The sequence below is a fragment of the Methylophaga sp. UBA3613 genome, assembly GCF_002375415.1.
GTDB lineage: Bacteria > Pseudomonadota > Gammaproteobacteria > Nitrosococcales > Methylophagaceae > Methylophaga.
The window spans coordinates 116,999-134,973 of the sequence record NZ_DFLS01000003.1 but is presented as its reverse complement, the minus strand read 5'-3'; the positions used below and the strand labels follow the sequence as shown (position 1 = coordinate 134,973).

The window sequence follows — 17,975 nt, the reverse complement described above, 5'->3', positions numbered from 1 at the left end:
AGGCAAAATCCCTAGGACCCCATGGACGCATACATCGCTGACATCGCCCCCGCCTATCCCGCTGGTTAAACCAGCAATACAAACCGATGCTGTACCAAGCTTAGGCGATGCGGCTGATGATCCAGCTATCTGGGTCAACAAAGCCAACCCGGAACAAAGTCTGGTATTAGGTACGGATAAACAAGGCGGTTTAGTTGTTTATGATTTAAAAGGCAAAACCCAGCAATTTTTGCCTGTTGGACGACTGAATAATGTCGATGTCCGTCATGGTTTTCATTTCAATGGTAAACAGATTGATTTAGCGGTTGCCAGCAATCGTGATCATAACTCACTGCATGTGTTTGCCATCGATCCAGCAAGTCGTCTTGTCACTGAAATGGGTGAAGTTAGCACCACGGCACAGGATATTTATGGCCTGTGTATGTATAAAAATAAACAAGGTGATATCTACACCATTGTGAATGATAAAGACGGCCGCTTTTTCCAATATCAGATGCAGGACAAACAAGGCAAGATTGCCGGTGAACTGGTCCGTGAATTTAAAGTTGCCACGCAACCTGAAGGCTGTGTGGCCGATGATAAACATGATCGTTTATTTATTGGTGAAGAAAACAGAGCAGTCTGGACACTTGATGCCCGTGCCGATCAATCTACGGTGATGACTCAGGTCATGCCTGTCGGTGAACATCTGAAAGACGATATCGAAGGGATCAGTTTGTATCAGAACGACAAACAGGATTATCTAGTGATATCCAGTCAGGGCAATGATAGCTATGTTGTGCTTGATGCTCTGCCACCCTTCACTTATCGCGGTGTATTTCGTATTGGCTTTAATACAGCATCCGGCATTGATGGTGTTTCAGAAACAGATGGTCTGGATGTCAGTAGCGTCAATTTTGGCCAACCATGGCAGCAAGGCATGTTAGTTGTTCAGGATGGACGCAATCGCATGCCATTGGAAAATCAAAACTTCAAATATGTGCCCTGGTCAGAGATTGCTGATCAACTCGGCCTGTCTAAACTGAGCAAATAAGGAGTCAATCATGGAAACTGCAATGCATGAAATGACTATTTGGGGTCTGGTCAGTGATGCCAGCGTTTTAGTGAAAATTGTGATGCTGATTTTAGTACTGGCATCGATGGTAAGCTGGTATCTGATCCTGTGGCGTTCAAATGTATTAAGTCGTCTGGAGAAACAAAATAAGCTGTTTCAGCAGCAATTCAGACAAACGGCGGATATGACGTCATTACCTGAAGCAACAACAAAAGCGACTTTACACAAAGCGATTCCAGCCATATTTCAGGCTGGCTGGCAGGAGTATGAGAAATATCAGCATATCGCCACTATGCCGCAGGATGAAAAGGTAGAAAATGTAGAACGTGCCATGCTGGTGAATATTGGCGAGCAGGAAGCCGAACTTGAAAAAGGTCTTTCTTACCTGGCTACCATTGGTTCAGTCAGCCCCTACATCGGCTTGTTCGGTACGGTCTGGGGCATTATGAACTCGTTTATTGGCCTGTCCCAGGTTGAACAAGCGACATTAAACACCGTGGCCCCGGGTATTGCTGAAGCCCTGATTGCCACCGCTATCGGCTTATTTGCAGCGATCCCGGCAGTGGTTGCTTATAACCAGCTGAGTAAACGCGCCGGGGCTATCAGTACGCTTTATTATCATTTTGGTAATGAGTTCATCACCCGATTACAGCGAGTGATGCACAGAGCACCATTGGCAAAGGCTGCGTGAGGTCGTCATGCTAAGAAAACCGGTTGCTAAACATGCCTTGAAGGCAGAAATGAATGTGGTGCCTTATATCGATGTGATGCTGGTGTTGTTAGTGATTTTTATGGTCACAGCTCCGCTACTGGTACAAGGCGTTAAACTTGAATTACCTAAGGTTGCAGCGGAAGCGTTACCCACTGATAGTCAGAAAACGATTCTGACTTTATCGGTGGTTGCTGATGGCAGTTATTACTGGAATGTGGGTTCAGAAGTCGATATTCAATCCCGCTCAGATCAAGCAGTCAGCTTGGATGACATGGTCGAAAAAATAGAGCAGATTAAACAGCAGAATGACAAGCTGCTATTTTTTATCCGTGGTGATAAAGCCACGGATTACGCTTCAGTTGTAAAAGCGATTGCCGCATTACAGCAAGTGGGTATCGATGATGTGGGCCTGATTACGGAGTCGCCCGATGCCTGAGTTAGCTATGCGTGATCCACTTTATCTAAGTAAACCGTTTACTGCCTCTGAGATAAACAAATCTGCATTAATTGAAGTAGGTTTGTTTCATATTGCCATTGCCGCATTATTATTTCACTCATGGACACCGGTGACTCAGCATGAACCGGTCGTTAAAACAGTGAATATCCGCATGGTCGAACTTCCTCAGCCGGTAAAAAAAGCCGTGTTCGAAGAGGTAAAGCCGGTGGTTATACCTGAACCTGTTATCGAGCCAAAAGTTAAACCTAAACAAAGTATTGTTGAAAATGAACTGGCCTTTAAACGCGTTGAAAACCCCATAGCCAAACCGATAGAAAAACCCGCACCAAAAACACCTGTAAAAAAGAAAATAGAAAAGCAAATAAAACCACTTAAAGACAAGCCGGTTCCGCCTGTCAGCCAACCGACAAAGCAAGAAAAACCTGCAGAAAAGTTGCCTGACAGCCCAGTACTGACAAGTAGTAATAAGCAAAATGTGCCACAAAAAACACAAAGTAATCCATCCGAGCTAGCAACTGAAACATTTTCTGTGGAACACTATAAACCGATTGAAAAACAGGTACCGGACTATCCCAGAACTGCTTTGCGTAAAGGTCTGGAAGGTGATTGCACTGTTCGATATACCGTAAACAAACAAGGCCGTGTAGAGTCTCCCGAGGTATTGGCTGACTGTCATCCGATGTTTGAACGGCCATCATTAGCTGCTGCCAAAACCTTTCGTTACGCGCCTCGTATGGTTAACGGAAAAGCGGTACCTGTACCGAATGTTCGTAACACCTTTGAATACCGTATTCATTAAAAGAAGATAACTCGCCATGACACAGCCGACACACTCAGATTTTCATCAACGCCTGGCATCTTATGATGATGAGATTATTAACAGCACCGAGCAAAAAAGCCTGGATAAAATGGCGTTATCACGCCGTGATGTTTTAAAAGGCAGTTTAAATGCCGCCGTTATAGGCTTTCTAGGACTGAGCATGGGTAGTCGTTTTGCCTTTGCCGGTGAAAATGCCATCCCCCCAGCCCCATATATTGGTTTTCAGCCTATTCAGCCACGTACCGATCCCTTATTTGATGAAGTCGTGGTCGCGGATGGCTATCAGGCAAAAGCCTTCTTCTCCTGGGGTGATCCGGTGGAAACAGGAGCAACAAAATGGAAAGCCGATGCCAGTAATACCTGGCAGGAACAGCTGAAACAGGCTGGTGATAACCATGATGGCATGCACTTTTTTGCCTTTCCCGACAACAATAATCGTGGCTTGATGGTGATCAATCATGAATACATTAATCCCACCATCCATACCGATGGATTGATTTATGATGGCAATGGCAAACGTTTGCCCGACGATGTCAAAAAAGAACAAGCGGCTCACGGTGTCAGTGTCATTGAAGTGAAAAAAGACAGTCACGGTGAATGGCAACGCGTTTACCCCTCACTCTATAACCGCCGTATCTCAACATTAACACCGATGCAGGCCAGCGGTCCCTTAGCCGGTCATGACCTATTCAAAACAGTCGCTGATCCTGATGGCAATGAAATTATCGGCACCTTGAATAATTGCTCGAATGGTTTCACTCCGTGGGGTACCTATCTGGCCTGTGAAGAAAATTGGCATAACTATTTCTTCAATCACGACAAAACAGATTACCAGTCTCGTGTCTCTCATCACCGTTATGGCATTTCTAATGACAAAAACGACAATTATTATGGCTGGAGCACGATTGATGCGCGTTTTGATGCAACACCGGATGCTTCACTGCCCCATCAGGGTTACGTCAACGAGCCTAATCGTTTTGGTTGGGTCGTCGAAATTGATCCTTTTGATCCGCAAAGCAAACCCATTAAACGCACAGCCTTTGGTCGTTTCTGCCGCGAGTGTGTAGCACCTTCACTGGCAGATAATGGTCAGTTGGCGTTTTACTCTGGTGACGATACTCGTGGTGAATATGTCTATAAATTCGTACCGTCTCAACGCTTTGATAAAACCCAGATGCACAATAATAAAGACATATTGGATGAAGGCACATTGTATGTGGGGCGTTTTAACGATGATGGCACGGGTCGTTGGTTACCATTGGTACATGGTAATGAAGGGCTAACAGCAGAAAATGGTTTCCCCAGCCAGGCTGAAGTTTTAGTTAATGCTCGGGCTGCGGCTGATCTATTAGGTGCAACACCCATGGACCGTCCGGAATGGGCCACAGTGAATCCGCACAATTTGGATGTTTATGTGTCACTGACCAACAACAATAAACGCGGCAAAGAATTTGCTGTTAATGCCGCCAACCCACGTCCTGATAATCGTCATGGTCAGATAATCAAAATCATGGAGGAGCAAGCCAATCCGGCAGCTACCTCATTCAACTGGTCATTATTCGTTATTGCAGGTGAGAAGCCAGACGCCACTGATGCTGAAGGTCACAAAGTAGCCGATCATTTAGTCGGTAATATTCAAGGAGATATTTTCTCCTCACCTGATGGTTTAGGCTTTGATCAGGATGGCCGTTTGTGGATTATGACTGACTATGATGACGACGATCCGTTCATGGCAAACATGGGCTGTAATCAGGTGTTATGTGCCAACCCGCAAACGCAGGAAATCAAACGCTTTTTAGTTGGACCGAGAGGCTGTGAACTGACCGGGATTACCTGGAGTCCTGATTACAAAGCGATGTGGGTTAATATCCAGCATCCAGGATTAAGCTACCCGGCTTCTGATGGTAAAACACGCCCACGCTCAACAACGGTGCTGATTACTAAAAATGATGGTGGTGTTATCGGCAGCTAAACGTCCATTTCTGGAACGTTGTGGATGTGACTGAGTCACTATAGATACACAGGTAAGTTACCCCGTGTTTATTACTGGGATGACTAAAACGATAGCATTTAATTTACGTAGAAACACACATAAAGGCTGTAGTATTAGGCAAGTGGTTTCTCATCGTTCCGTCTATAGTATTTTCACCTCTAATTCTTTTATCTAAGGGAGTTACATCTATGAAAACTGTTGGTTACGCAGCTCATTCCTCCGATACCCCGCTCGCCCCATATCACTTTGAACGTAGAGAATTACGCGATAATGATGTAGCAATGGAAATCCTCTATTGCGGTGTGTGTCACTCCGATTTACACGTTGCCAGAAATGATTGGGGTGGGTCTTCATACCCTGTTGTGCCAGGTCATGAAATAGTCGGCCGTGTGACTGCCGTTGGCAGCAATGTCAGCAAATATAACGTCGGTGATCATGTCGCTGTTGGCTGTATGGTCGATAGCTGTCAGGAATGTGATGAATGCCATAACGACCATGAACAATACTGTCGTAATACTTTTACACTGACATATGGTTCACCAGACCGTATTACTAATGATATGACACAAGGTGGTTACTCCAAACACATCGTTGTTCGTGAAGAATTTGTATTACGCCTGCCAGAAAATCTGGATCTGGCTAAAGCCGCGCCATTATTATGTGCAGGTATCACTACTTATTCACCTTTGAGAGAATGGAATGTCGGACCTGGTAGCCGTGTAGGTGTCGTTGGCATGGGCGGTTTAGGTCATATGGCCATTAAACTCGCTGTTGGTTTAGGTGCTGATGTGACAGTCATCAGTACATCACCGAAAAAAGAAGCCGATGCGCAAGAACTGGGCGCTCATAACTTCTTGGTATCTAAAGATGAAGACGCAATGGCGGCTGCCGCTTCCAGTTTTGATCTGATTATCGATACCGTGCCAGTAAATCATGATCTTAATCCTTACATCCCACTATTAGATAATGATGCCACTCTGGTTATGGTCGGTCAGATTGGTCCTATTGAAGGGCCAAACACAGCGCCGATGGTTTTCGGTCGCCGCCGCATTGCGGGCTCATTAATTGGTGGTATCAAAGAAACTCAGGAAATGCTGGATTTCTGTGGTCGAATGAACATTCTGCCTGAATGTGAAATGATCAAAATGGATGAAATTAATACCGCCTTTGAGCGAATGGAACGTTCTGATGTGCGTTACCGTTTTGTCATCGATATGGCATCATTAACGGCCTAATCCTATACGGGCAGTCAGTTTCTGGCTGCCCTTTTCCTTGTTTAGATAGACCTGATGAATACAAAACCTTTGGCTGAATTACTTAGCCGTTATGCTCCACACGATGGCTTGTTTGATTTACCTATCGCAGGTGTCCGCGTTTTTCGTGTATCTAAAATTGACGAAGTCGCTGTTCGTGGTAATAGCCAGCCCGGTATCTGCATTATTGCTCAAGGCGCTAAACGCGCCATTATCGGAAGTGATGTTTACGAGTATGACGATTCCAGAATGGCTGTTTATTCAACGGAGGTGCCGGTCTCAGCCAAGATTATTCAGGCCAGTGAAGATGAACCCTACTTGTGTTTGATTATCGATATGGATCAGCAAAAGCTGGCCGAAACGGCACTAAAGGTGTTTCCCTACGGTTTGCCTAAAACCGCACACACCAAACCGATTTTTATTGGTCAGGCTAATCCGCATATTATCGAAGCAGCTACCCGTTTAATTGGTTTATCAGCTCAAACAGAAGTATCAACCTTGCTGGTTCCGTTAGTGATGGAAGAAATTTATATCCGCCTGTTACAAAGTCATATCGGCAAACTGGTCGTGCAGATTGCGACTACAGGTTCCCATCTGCAAAAAGTCTCGGCTGCCATTTCCTGGTTGCAGGAAAACTTTACTGAACCGATGAAAGTCGATGAACTGGCTGAGCGCGTGAATATGAGCATATCGTCATTCCATCATCACTTTAAGGCAATAACGTCGATGAGCCCATTACAGTTTCAGAAAGAGTTACGTCTGTATGAGGCAAAACATCTGATGCTGTCAAAAATGATGGATGTCAGCACCGCTTGTATGCACGTAGGTTATTCCAGCGTGTCACAATTTAGTCGGGAATACAGCCGCTTTTTTGGTCAGCCGCCCAGTAAAGATATTCAACTTCACTCGATGGCTGTCTGAAATAACACAAGCTATAGCTGTAGAGTAAAAAGGCGGAAAGCACTCACAAGTGGACGACATAAATTTAGAATAAAAAATTGAATGTACTTTTGTGAGTGCTCTCCATTGCGAGCGATTGAGTTTAGATAAAATTAACTTAACTCACAACATGTGATCCGCTGCTATTTTGAATTAATGCACAAAATAAAGGCTATTTGCAAAACAGGGTTGGAAATCATGTCTTATAACTCCCAATTTATAATTCATCACACTTGATGTTCAGGTTGGAATTGAGGTCAGAAAACTATTCAACGGGATAACATGGTTGGTTGGAACTCTGTCTCGGTTGGCTTAAATTCGATGTCCAGACGTGATGAGAAACTAGTCAATATGAAAATATGTTAGTACACGGCCTGAGTTGGATTATTAAGAGCTAAATCCAGACTGAGTAACGTTAAAATGAGATTTGTCTGTATGACCCAACGTTTCATTAGCCGATGCGTTAGTGTACGTCTGTATAGGCTTGTTATGACTTCGTCTCGTCGTATTCTTCCCAACTCATGAAACCAATAGGTCTTTTGGGCTGTTCTATATTCTCTCTCTTCAAAGCTATAAGCAAAATACTGATCTGAGAAACATGCTGAACTAGCTCTACAGGTTCTCCATTCTCGTTCTTTCCTTGGAATGAAATTAGCGAAGGATTCCAGTACCCAATATCTTCAATATGGAATGTTACAGACTGGCCAAAGTTGACCAACCTAGCTCCAACCTCATGCTCATCATCTAACGACCGGTGAAAATCATTTATCCACTCTATCAAGCGACGGTGGAATTCATCTGCTAAATTCTGATCTTTGAAAGACATTAAGTGTGCGGGTGTAATTCGGGGTGTCAAATCATCCATATCCATCAATTTATCCTTTGTAGCATGTGCGCTCATGAAATAGAGCCAAAGGCGCGATGTTAAGTTTGCAGCCGTTTTTAAATCGTCCGTAGAATCGGGGTAGCACCCGACCTAACTCAAGAATTGGTTGATCGCCTTGAAAGCGGCTTCAAAACGATCTAAAGATTCATTAACCTCTGGCGTATCCCCATCAAGTAGGTCTGGATGGCGTAGTAACCAATCTGCAGGAATAAAGTGCCCGAATTCAGGAGTTTCTGGTGGTAGTGTTCGACACGCTGCTTCTACCTGCTTGACTAGACGCTCAGTATTTGGTTCTGCATCAGCGACAGACTTTGGCGAGATTTGTTGTTTCTTGTTTAAGTTAAGGGCTAAATTGACAAGGTTGCAGAAAAAATTCACATCGAAAAGATCCTCAATGTCGCTTTCGGATTTATCGGTAAAATCAGCTGCTGTGAGTACCTTCTCCGTCGTCAGTATTTGACTCTGCCGCAATCGTTCTATCTTTGACTTGTCTCCCTTCCCATAATCACACAGAGCAACTATGTTGAGGTTGTTACCGGCAAATAACGAAGCAAAGGATGAGATTTTATCCAGTCCACCTGTTGGGCAAATAGCCCAACGCGGATCCAAATACACTCTATTTCGAGACTGAAGTGCCTGTGACATAACTTGAAGATAAACAACGTCGGATGGTCCCTCGACTAGAACACAATCCTTACCAATAAACAGTGACTGAGTGATTTCATAGCCTAAATGTGCCTGCAGCGGGAAAAGCGTATCACGATCTACGGATAGTACATCGGCAGATACCTTAGTCCCTTTTACAATAGGACGGCGCGGGTCAGAATAGTCAACAACATCCTCTACGACTCGAACATCAGAAAGGCGCTGGGCAGGAACCATAAATGGGGAATGAGTGGAGTAGATAACTTGGTGATCCGGCAAAATCCTATTCTCAATATAACGTAGCAAATCAGATTGTGCCTTACCGTGCAGAGTTAAGCCCGGCTCGTCGAGCAATATGATTGATTTTCCGGCTCGCTTCTTGAGTTGCTTAAACTGCGATAAAAACGAGAAAAACCAGACAAATCCAGCGCTCCTCTCAGAGAGCGGAACAGTAACTCGATGATTTTTGTTCTCTACACGAATTTTTGCTACCCGACCAGAATTAAAAGGTGGAGGATCATCCGGTCGTCCATCGTTTAGTGTTATATCAACCGCGAGAGCCTCGTTTTGGCTCCAGAACTCAAATATTTCGTCTGTTATATCATTGGAAGCCCCCTCACACTGAGCGATCAACTCTTCCAACTTTGGAGCATCTCGGAGCTCTTCAATAGTGGTACCGGCATATTCAAGAAAATCTAGGAAGATCTGATCTCCTACGGAAATATTGTTTTGCTTTTTGTCCTGAGCAAGTTTGTCAAGCGACAGTTCACCAGACATTCGCTCAAAGTGGGATGTGTAAAAAAATCGAGGCATCCGTTTAGAGAGAATATCAATTGCCGCGAGAATAGCTGAACCTTCTCTGAAAGATTCCAAGATCGTGATCAGTGATTGTTGTGGTTCTGTTTTTTCCTCCAACGCTTTGAGCGTAGAAAGAGCGTCTGTGGTTGTTGTGAAATCCTTAATTGGCAGTTTATCTTCTGCTTTCATTGAGCTCCTAGCTTCAAGGTTTCGAAGGCATTTTTTTTGGTCAATATGTACTGACCATGTATTGCCGCTACGACCAATATAGCTGGTAACTTCAATTTGACTGCTTTGAAGGACATCATCCCCTAACGTAGCCTCAATCTCGGCTATGTCATCATCATCCAGAGACCACCAAGTTCGAGCGACTGGAGATTCTCCGTCAGGGTGGCGCTCATCAAACTTGTTAAGGTAACGGCGCGGATAGTCCCTAGTACGATCATACTCAAATGAATCCGTTGGCCGGATTCCTTGAATAGCCCGTAAAACAGCTGTTTTACCTGCCTCGTTCTTTCCAACAAGGCAGGTTAAATCTCCAACCTCGAATTCTCCACTATCCTCTATGGAACGAAAATTTGTTGCTTGAACCTTAACCAGCTTCATGTTGCCTCCAAATCAATTCTTAGTAATATTTCTAGCTCGGATGCTCCTAATCAAGTTCACCACTCTCTGCTTGCTTCAAGAGAGTAGGAATATGTGGCCCATATTCTACCTTTCCACGACCTGAACGAATGCCACTACCAACCTTGCGAGCTTCTGCCGAATACAGGGTCTTTGCACGAATGATCTCATAGCTATAGCCGCGACCAAGTCGGTTGGACATCTTGATCAGTCCGTTCAAACCCTCGGTGTAGGCATTGGTAATTGGGAACGGTGCATCCCAGTAAGCAAAAATATCGTCATAGTGGTTATGAACCGTCTTGACCAACTTTTTGAATGATTCCATACCTTGGTCAGGCAGGCTATTTTCCCAAGCTTCAAAAGCGTTCTGAGCCTGCTGTTTGTCTAATTCATCATAGATTGCAAAGAAGCTTTCCTTAAAATCATAAGCAATTGCCAATTCTGGTATTTGTTCACGAACTATAATAAGGGCTTTCTGCTCGGCAGGTGTCAGATTCTGGGGACGTTTAAGAGTAAGCCACCGTATGGACTTTTTGACGTTAATTCGTTCATTTTTACCAAGTTGGACCTGGTATTTTTTTCGTTCATCCTCCAAGGCTTCTGATGCCATTTTGACAACATGGAACTTGTCGATAACTAACTTGGCATTGGGCAAGTACTGAGCAAAAGAGCGCTTAAAGGGACGCCACATATCTGTGCACACCCATTCCACCTTGTCTCTATCTGTCAAATCCTTAAAAAACGGCTTCAGGTGGTCTTGGGTACGATGCTCAAGCATATCGAAGACGTTGTTGGTAGCCAGATTAGTGATAACGCATCGATAACCACCGGCCAGGTTCACTTCGTCAATCCCCATAATTACAGGAGTTTCGTAGCGTACAGTCTGCTCAAGTTCTTCAATCAGGTCATGAGCAACGTTTTTTACGGTATTCACTGCTACGCCTGTCTGCTCTGCCAAGGCCCGAAAAGTAGTGCTCAAACATTGCTGTCGGATTACATCGACCAGACGTTTGGTGGATCTGCGCTTGTCATCCAGAAAGTTCAGTTCTGGCATGGCCATCTTTCCGCAGGATTCACATCGGAAGCGCGGTCGCTGAATCTCAAGGCGAACAGGTTCCATATATAGCGGGGTATCAGAGAATCTGTTTTTGCGTGTTCCATGTTTGTGCATTGGAGTCTTGCAGGCCTCGCACAAGGGAACTTCGACCTCTTCTGGCACCGCAACAATAATGAGCGCCTTGCTTTCTTTGTACATATCTACCGGTTTGATTCCCGGCAGATTCAACAGATCAAGCATCGACTTAGTCCATGTCCAAGTCTATGTCTTTGCCTTCACGCAGCATCTCATAAACCACGTCAACCAGCACAGACATGCCCTGACGGTCCGATTTAAGCACTTGAGTGGCTAGTTTCTGATGACTGGAGAGTGCCCGAACAACAGCTTGTTGAACCGCACCAGGCAAGTTCCCTTTCATGGCTTGTTCACGGGTATTACTCTCCACCTGGGCCATAACCACATCGCTTTCACCAGTAATCGACTTAATTTGATTAACGAAGGCTACCTGATCTTGTATGGGGGTAGCCTCACCAAACAGACTATTAAGCCGTTCGATAATTTCTTTGACGAACTTCGGCTTATCTCCAGTAACACCTCCACTACCAGGGCCAATTGGTTTCAACACAGGTGTTTCATTATCATCAGTTCCTTGATCAGGACGGGACTTGATGTCAAATCCAGTGAGAACTAGTCCAGTCAAGTCCACACTTTCTGGTGTTTCATGCAGCAGACGTTTTTGCAGCAATTTGGCGAATGCTGCGAAGTTTTCCAGTTCAGGATCTCCAAAATCAATAAGCTGTGCGATGTATGAGTAGGTACGACAGAAACGGCCTAAGTCAGACTTGAATCCAATTAAAGCCTTGATTTGCTCGGCATACTCATCTTGATGATGGTCGGCAGACTTCATGCCAGCTTCATCGCCTTTGGCGCGAGCCTTCTCAAAAGCTGCTTCCCATGTTGCCATGCCGTCACGCAGCATCTTCATTTTTTCGTTATAAAGGTTGGTCGCACCGCTTGTTGCTGCATACAAGGCTTTGTGTTGTGGCGATTTGGTATGAGTTATGTCACGGATGGTCTTGAAACGTGCATCCTTGAAAGCGGCTAAATCCTTAGCATCATAAAGTCCGTGCTCATCGAGCCGATCTTTGATCTCATAAACCACGTTGAGATCTTGCACTTCGTCAATGCGGGCGCCGTCATCATAGAGTGCAAAAGCTTGGCGGACATTTTCAGGGTCATTCACAAAGTCGATGATGAAAACCTCATCCTTGCCAGGAGCCATTCGGTTTAGGCGGGCAAAGGTCTGCACGATCTCTACATGGTTGGCGATTTTCTTATCGACATACATCGCCACCAACTTGGGTTGGTCAAAGCCGGTCTGAAATTTGTCGGCAACCAGCATTACCCTGTATTCAGGGCGGTCAAAAGCAAAGCGCAAATCCTGCCCTTGTACCTCCGGGTTCATATTTTGCTCTGTGAATTCCTCGTTTTCATCCACGATGAATACATCATCTTTGAAAGCATCGTCATCCTGATGCATGACCTGTTTGCTAGTCATCTTGCCAGAGAACGCAACCAATGAATGGATAAAACCATACTCGCTATGTTGTTCAATATAGCGGTCAAAGGCTTTTTTGTAGCGAATGGCGGCAGCTCGGGAGCTGGTGACAACCATTGCTTTAGCCTTGCTATCCAGACGGTGTGCAACGTTCTTGACGAAATGTTCAATGATGAACTGTACCTTCTGGGTCACATTGGTCGGATGTAATGCCATCCATTGGGCCAGGGCTCGTTTGGCAGCCTTGCCGCTTACCCGCTTGTTGTCTTCAAGTTGTTTGGAGAGATTGAAGGCCGTCTTATAAGGCACATAACCTTTTAACACATCCAAAATAAACTTCTCTTCGATAGCTTGCCGCATCGTGTAGGTATGGAAGGCTTCCGGCTTATTGTCCTCTGACAGCGGTTTGGTAGGGTCTGCAGGGCGACCAAACAACATCAAAGTGGAGTGCTTTGGTGTGGCGGTAAATGCAAAGTAGCTAATATTATCAGGGCGAGCGCGTGACTTTTGCAGTTGCTCCAATAACTCATCCACCGTCATGTTGGACATTTTGCCATGCCCACTCATACCCAAAGCAGCTTGCAGCTTGGCTGCAGTTGAACCAGTTTGAGAATTATGTGCTTCATCAATAATCACCGCAAAGCTCTTTCCCTTCAAGCTCTTGTCGGTGATGATGGCTTCCATCGCGTAAGGAAATGTCTGGATTGTGACCACGATAATCGGTGTGCCAGCCAGTAATGCTTCGGAGAGCTGCTTGCTTTTGGATTTGGAAGACTTCTGTCTGTCAATCGCTGCAATCACACCAAACTGATGATCGATTTGTTTTACCGCATCCTGGAGCTGGCTATCAAGCACGTTGCGGTCGGTCACAATAATGACGCTGTTGAACACAGGATCGCCATTATCTTCCCGAAGCTTGACCAAATCGTGGGCCGTCCATGAGATGGTGCTGGTTTTACCAGAACCAGCACTATGGTCGGCAAGATAAGTCATTCCCGCACCATTCGTGCGAGCATCGGCCAGCATTTCATTCACTGCTGTCCATTGGTGAAAACGTGGAAAGATCAAGGTTTCCTTCTTGGACCAATTTCCCTGAATATCCACAGCATCCTTTTTTTCGACATACACAAAGCTATGGAAGACCCTTAGCCAGGCATCAGGTTGGCACACATCCTCCCAGAAGTAGGCCACCGGATATTCTTGGGTTCCATCGGGCTTGATTTCTCCAGGTGGATTGCCTGCATGACCATTGTTGCCTTTATTGAACGGAAGGAAGAAAGTGTTGTCTCCATCTAGCTTGGTAGCCATCATGATTTCGGAGTCTGACATAGCAAAGTGCACGACTGCACCTCGCTTAAAGCTTAATAACGGCTCTTTACGCTTGGTTTTTGGGTCAAGCGGCAAACGATCTTGCCGATACTGATCCATCGCAGCTTCAGCCGATTGTGTAAAGTCAGTCTTTAGTTCAACAGTCGCCACAGGCAGACCATTGATGAAGAAAACCAGATCAATCGCAAACTCACGCGCAGGGTGATATTTCAGCTCGGGCACAACACGAAGAATATTGGCTTTGTAACGTTCAATGACGGCCTGATTACGCTTATCTTCTGGCGCTGTTTCAGTCATTTCAATCAGGCCGCAACCAGCAATTGAGAAACCTTGGCGCAGTACCTGAACGGTTCCTTGCTGTTCCAGTGCTTTGGTTAGACGCTCCATCACAACATCAAGAGTTTTGGTGCCGTTTAAGCGCTCTAGTTTTTCCCACTTGTCATCTTGGCCGCTAGTCTTTATCCAGCTTTCAAGGTCTTCAGGATAGAGCGCCCTATCGCTATCATAGTATTTGGCATGACCCAGTTTCCAACCTTGCTCGACCAGCCGATCAACGATATAGCTTTGAAAGTGCTTTTCCTGATGAGCCGATGAGTTCATGCGGGTTCTCCTTGTAAATCTATCTGTCCAGTCACTGCCGCTGTGATAAAAGCTGAACGACGCTCTTTGAGCAAGTCTATGCTTTTTTGAGTTTTACTTATAAGTTCGTCGATTCGGGTGGTTTCGAAGTCGAGCGCTGATGCTATACGGGATTGCTCTGAGCGATCTGGAAATGCAACCAAATGTGACCCTAAATCTGTTTGCGTCATACTTGGACGAGCAGTGTTTGTAGCGTAATAGTCGAATGGAATTGTCTTGGCAATGTAATAACAAAACTTACCGTTTACATTAGGCATGATTTGTGTCCAATACATGGTATCCACAGTCCAGAATTTTTCATTAACATACAGTGGCTTGTCTATTGTGCCTTTCCTGCCTAATAAAACCGACTCACCATCATAGATATAATTAGTTGCGTATGAAAACACACCGCCAGAGCCGTATACAGGAAATCCTTTTTCAGCCTCTATATCTTTGTGATCAGAACCATTTTTAATGGATACTAATCGCCTGAATTGAGCTATTTTCCAGTGCTCCGGTATTTCACCAATCCATTCAACGCCAGAATCCTTCATCTTCACATCAGAGTTCAGCCCTTTTGTAACTGCATGGGTGATCAGTGCCTGACGCTTTTCTTTGAGTAATTCAATGAAGCGAGCTTTCTTAGAAATGAGTGTGTCAATACGAGAGGCTTCTGCTCTGGTTCTATCACGAATTACAATTTGTTCTTCAACCGGTGGCAAAGGCATTAGTATATTACCAATACCTTCCCAGTCCGCACGGGGCATCTTCGCGCCTTCACACGTCGACTCGATCTGCTGAGTTACATGGGGTGATAGAAGCCAGTTTTGAAGCAGTTCAGGCAGAACCCTATCAGGTTGTAAAGCAAGAAATTCAGTAGAACACACTCCGTCAAAATCAGTAATTATTGCTTTTCGAAGGTAAGGTCTTAGCTTTCCATACAAAACTTGGCCCTTAGAAAAAACGCCTACAGTAGAGGTATCAGACTGCCGGGAGTTACTCTCTGTTGGTGCGTATTTACCAGATCCAGATTCAACATCTTCTAACCCTATATAGGGAATGTTATCTCTAGCTTCAGAAGTTCTCGCCGTGTTTAGTGTTGTAAATCTTTTGATCCGAACTATGTCCCAATGTTTTGGAATCGGTTCAATCCATCCAACGCCAGATTCTTTATACGCAGTGTATGGTTTGTAGTGACTCATTCGGTTGCCACCTCAGCCAATAGTGCTGCGATTTCGTTTTCAACCTTTTTCAACTCAGCATCAATGTCATGCAGCTTACGAGGCGGCTGATACTGGTAGAAGAAGCGGTTAAAGTTGATTTCATAACCTACACGACCGAGCTGCTTGTCCTTGTCATCGGTATAGCTTTCGTCAATATAGGCGTCCGGCACATGCGGCATTACTTCGCGGACAAAGTAATCTTGAATCGAATCTAAGTACGGCACATTTTCGTAATCAGTTAAATCGGTGTCTGGAACAAATTCACCTTGAGCATTTATAACAGGATCTGCTTCGGGATCTTTTTGTCCAAAAGCGTTTACCAGTGCAGTGATAAAGGTTTTGTTAGCTTTAACCTTCATCGATTTAGCTCCTGCGTCTTTAACTGTTTCTTTTGCGAAGGTTTCTGCCCAGCTATATTTCTTAGCTTCATTCAAATGCGGCTCAATGGCTGCAAGCCAAAATGATTGGTGTTCTGGCGATAGTTTTTGCCAAACCTCAGAAGATTCCAAATTTGATAGCCCTTGTTTATCTAGCATCAGTTTCATGCGCAGTGGCCGCAGCACTTTAATTCGACGATAGCCAAATATGCGGTAATCGACCATTTTTGAAAGCTCGTCATTTTCAGCCGCAGCATAAATATCCAAGATTTGACGGCGCTGGTCGTCACTCACTATGCGGCGCTTGTTGCCTTCGTTTTTAATGGGCGTCCAAAGATTGGTTGCATTGATAAGTTGGACCTTACCTTTACGGTTCTCGGTTTTCTTATTGGATAAAATCCACAGGTATGTAGCGATATTGGTTCTAAAGAAAATATCCGTTGGTAGTGCCACAATTGCTTCAACAAGGTCATTTTCTAGCAACCAGCGGCGTATTTCAGACTCGCCAGAGCCAGCGCCACCATTAAATAACGGAGAACCGGATAAAACGATAGCGGCGCGTCCACCGCCATTTTTGGGTAGCTCTAGCTTGCTGGCTAGGTGCATGAGAAACAGCATAGAGCCGTCGTTAATACGTGGTAATCCTGGCCCAAAACGGCCTAATGCACCTTGCTTATGTTCTCGTTCAACAGCCGACTTATCCTTTTCCCATTTTTTACCAAACGGTGGATTGGACAAGCAGTAATGGAAGCGCTCACCAACGAACTTATCATTAGAAAGTGTGCTACCTTGACGAATGTTTTGAGAAAGGTCACGGCCAGGATCTGATTCAAGTCGGCGGATCAACATGCCCGCGACACAAACAGCATGAGTTTCCGGCTCTAGCTCTTGGCCATGTGGAACTAATACAGGTGGGATTTTATAATGACTACCGTAATCGGCTGCATGGTTCATAGCATCGGTCAAAAATCCGCCTGTACCACAAGTAGGATCGTAAAGAGTGCGGATAAGGCCAGGGCTTTCCTCAAACAAGGCATCATCAGGATCAAGTAATAACGCGGTAGCTAAATGTACGATGTCGCGAGGCGTCATGAAGTCTTCAGCACCTTCGTTAACCTCCGCACCGAAACGGCGAATGAGATGCTCGTAGATGTTACTCATCACCCGGTCAGGCACGGCATTAGGGTGCAAATCAATACCTGCAAAGTTCTTACAAATGGTGTATAACAATCCCGCTTTCTCAAGCCGAATTATTGTGTTACCAAACTCAAACTCTTCAAAAATCGCTCTGGCATTATCGGAAAAGAGTGTGATGTAATCTTCAAGATTTCGGCGTGTTTTCGTGCTGCCAAGTGTTGAAAGCGAATACTCAGATGTATTGTAGAATGGGTAGCCTGCGGTTTGACGTAATATCGGATCAAGCTCTACTTCAGCATCCTTGAAGTTATCGTAAGCTTCTCTTACCGCATCTCTAGTAGATTCAAGAGCACACTCCAATCGACGCAATAAAGTAAATGGCAGAATGATCTTACCGAAATCAGTATGCTTAAAATCCCCCCAGAGATCTTCTGCATTTTTCCAAATAAAATCTGCTTGCGATGCAGCCGAACCTGCAAACTCTGACATTTT

13 protein-coding genes are annotated in these 17,975 nt (G+C 45.0%); 7 read left to right on the top strand and 6 right to left on the bottom strand.

Annotated features, from left to right (window positions below; all coding sequences use genetic code 11):
* The 7 genes from B3S93_RS02140 to B3S93_RS02110 all read left to right on the top strand — a co-directional run.
* A partial coding sequence (locus B3S93_RS02140) for a phytase (RefSeq protein ID WP_289283161.1) occupies positions 1 to 1,033 on the top strand: 1,033 nt, incomplete at its 5' end.
* Between the two features lie 10 nt (positions 1,034 to 1,043).
* Entirely contained in the window at positions 1,044 to 1,745 is a 702-nt protein-coding gene (tolQ, locus tag B3S93_RS02135) for a protein TolQ (protein WP_007145101.1), read from the top strand.
* A 7-nt stretch (positions 1,746 to 1,752) separates the two neighbouring features.
* Complete coding sequence (tolR, locus tag B3S93_RS02130; RefSeq protein WP_284722677.1) at positions 1,753 to 2,202, top strand: protein TolR; 450 nt, start codon at positions 1,753 to 1,755, stop codon at positions 2,200 to 2,202.
* A complete protein-coding gene (locus tag B3S93_RS02125; RefSeq protein WP_284722676.1) occupies positions 2,195 to 3,022 on the top strand; it encodes a TonB family protein in 828 nt (275 codons plus the stop codon). Before tolR ends, B3S93_RS02125 begins: the two co-directional genes overlap by 8 nt.
* Before the next feature lie 16 nt (positions 3,023 to 3,038).
* Complete coding sequence (locus B3S93_RS02120) at positions 3,039 to 5,015, top strand: PhoX family protein (protein WP_289245435.1); 1,977 nt, start codon at positions 3,039 to 3,041, stop codon at positions 5,013 to 5,015.
* A 209-nt stretch (positions 5,016 to 5,224) separates the two neighbouring features.
* Entirely contained in the window at positions 5,225 to 6,271 is a 1,047-nt protein-coding gene (locus tag B3S93_RS02115; RefSeq protein WP_007145105.1) for an NAD(P)-dependent alcohol dehydrogenase, read from the top strand.
* A 54-nt stretch (positions 6,272 to 6,325) separates the two neighbouring features.
* Positions 6,326 to 7,210: an AraC family transcriptional regulator gene (locus tag B3S93_RS02110; RefSeq protein ID WP_289245434.1), complete on the top strand. Its 885-nt coding sequence runs from the start codon at positions 6,326 to 6,328 to the stop codon at positions 7,208 to 7,210.
* A 505-nt stretch (positions 7,211 to 7,715) separates the two neighbouring features.
* Here the strand turns inward: B3S93_RS02110 and B3S93_RS02105 are convergent.
* From B3S93_RS02105 to B3S93_RS02080, 6 genes are all read right to left on the bottom strand, one after another.
* Complete coding sequence (locus B3S93_RS02105) at positions 7,716 to 8,099, bottom strand: DUF6173 family protein (protein ID WP_289245433.1); 384 nt, start codon at positions 8,097 to 8,099, stop codon at positions 7,716 to 7,718.
* A 105-nt stretch (positions 8,100 to 8,204) separates the two neighbouring features.
* Entirely contained in the window at positions 8,205 to 10,163 is a 1,959-nt protein-coding gene (locus B3S93_RS02100) for an AAA family ATPase (RefSeq protein WP_289284451.1), read from the bottom strand.
* A 46-nt stretch (positions 10,164 to 10,209) separates the two neighbouring features.
* Positions 10,210 to 11,478 carry an ISL3 family transposase gene (locus B3S93_RS02095; RefSeq protein ID WP_289282477.1) on the bottom strand — a complete coding sequence of 423 codons (1,269 nt, stop codon included), beginning with the start codon at positions 11,476 to 11,478 and terminating at the stop codon, positions 10,210 to 10,212.
* A gap of 4 nt (positions 11,479 to 11,482) precedes the next feature.
* Positions 11,483 to 14,725 (bottom strand): type I restriction endonuclease subunit R, encoded by a 3,243-nt coding sequence (locus B3S93_RS02090; protein ID WP_289284452.1) that lies wholly within the window; start codon positions 14,723 to 14,725, stop codon positions 11,483 to 11,485.
* Positions 14,722 to 15,948 (bottom strand): restriction endonuclease subunit S, encoded by a 1,227-nt coding sequence (locus B3S93_RS02085; protein WP_289282481.1) that lies wholly within the window; start codon positions 15,946 to 15,948, stop codon positions 14,722 to 14,724. Before B3S93_RS02085 ends, B3S93_RS02090 begins: the two co-directional genes overlap by 4 nt.
* The gene (locus B3S93_RS02080) at positions 15,945 to 17,972 is read right to left on the bottom strand and encodes a type I restriction-modification system subunit M (protein ID WP_289284453.1); all 2,028 of its coding nucleotides are present in this window, start codon (positions 17,970 to 17,972) and stop codon (positions 15,945 to 15,947) included. The genes B3S93_RS02085 and B3S93_RS02080 overlap by 4 nt, the downstream gene beginning before the upstream one ends.
* Positions 17,973 to 17,975: the final 3 nt, after the last annotated feature.

Coding starts and splice junctions, on each gene's coding strand:
- tolQ (WP_007145101.1), top strand. CDS start 1,044: ATGGAAACTGCAATGCATGAAATGACTATTTGGGGTCTGGTCAGTGAT.
- tolR (WP_284722677.1), top strand. CDS start 1,753: ATGCTAAGAAAACCGGTTGCTAAACATGCCTTGAAGGCAGAAATGAAT.
- B3S93_RS02125 (WP_284722676.1), top strand. CDS start 2,195: ATGCCTGAGTTAGCTATGCGTGATCCACTTTATCTAAGTAAACCGTTT.
- B3S93_RS02120 (WP_289245435.1), top strand. CDS start 3,039: ATGACACAGCCGACACACTCAGATTTTCATCAACGCCTGGCATCTTAT.
- B3S93_RS02115 (WP_007145105.1), top strand. CDS start 5,225: ATGAAAACTGTTGGTTACGCAGCTCATTCCTCCGATACCCCGCTCGCC.
- B3S93_RS02110 (WP_289245434.1), top strand. CDS start 6,326: ATGAATACAAAACCTTTGGCTGAATTACTTAGCCGTTATGCTCCACAC.
- B3S93_RS02105 (WP_289245433.1), bottom strand. CDS start 8,099: ATGGATATGGATGATTTGACACCCCGAATTACACCCGCACACTTAATG.
- B3S93_RS02100 (WP_289284451.1), bottom strand. CDS start 10,163: ATGAAGCTGGTTAAGGTTCAAGCAACAAATTTTCGTTCCATAGAGGAT.
- B3S93_RS02095 (WP_289282477.1), bottom strand. CDS start 11,478: ATGCTTGATCTGTTGAATCTGCCGGGAATCAAACCGGTAGATATGTAC.
- B3S93_RS02090 (WP_289284452.1), bottom strand. CDS start 14,725: ATGAACTCATCGGCTCATCAGGAAAAGCACTTTCAAAGCTATATCGTT.
- B3S93_RS02085 (WP_289282481.1), bottom strand. CDS start 15,948: ATGAGTCACTACAAACCATACACTGCGTATAAAGAATCTGGCGTTGGA.
- B3S93_RS02080 (WP_289284453.1), bottom strand. CDS start 17,972: ATGTCAGAGTTTGCAGGTTCGGCTGCATCGCAAGCAGATTTTATTTGG.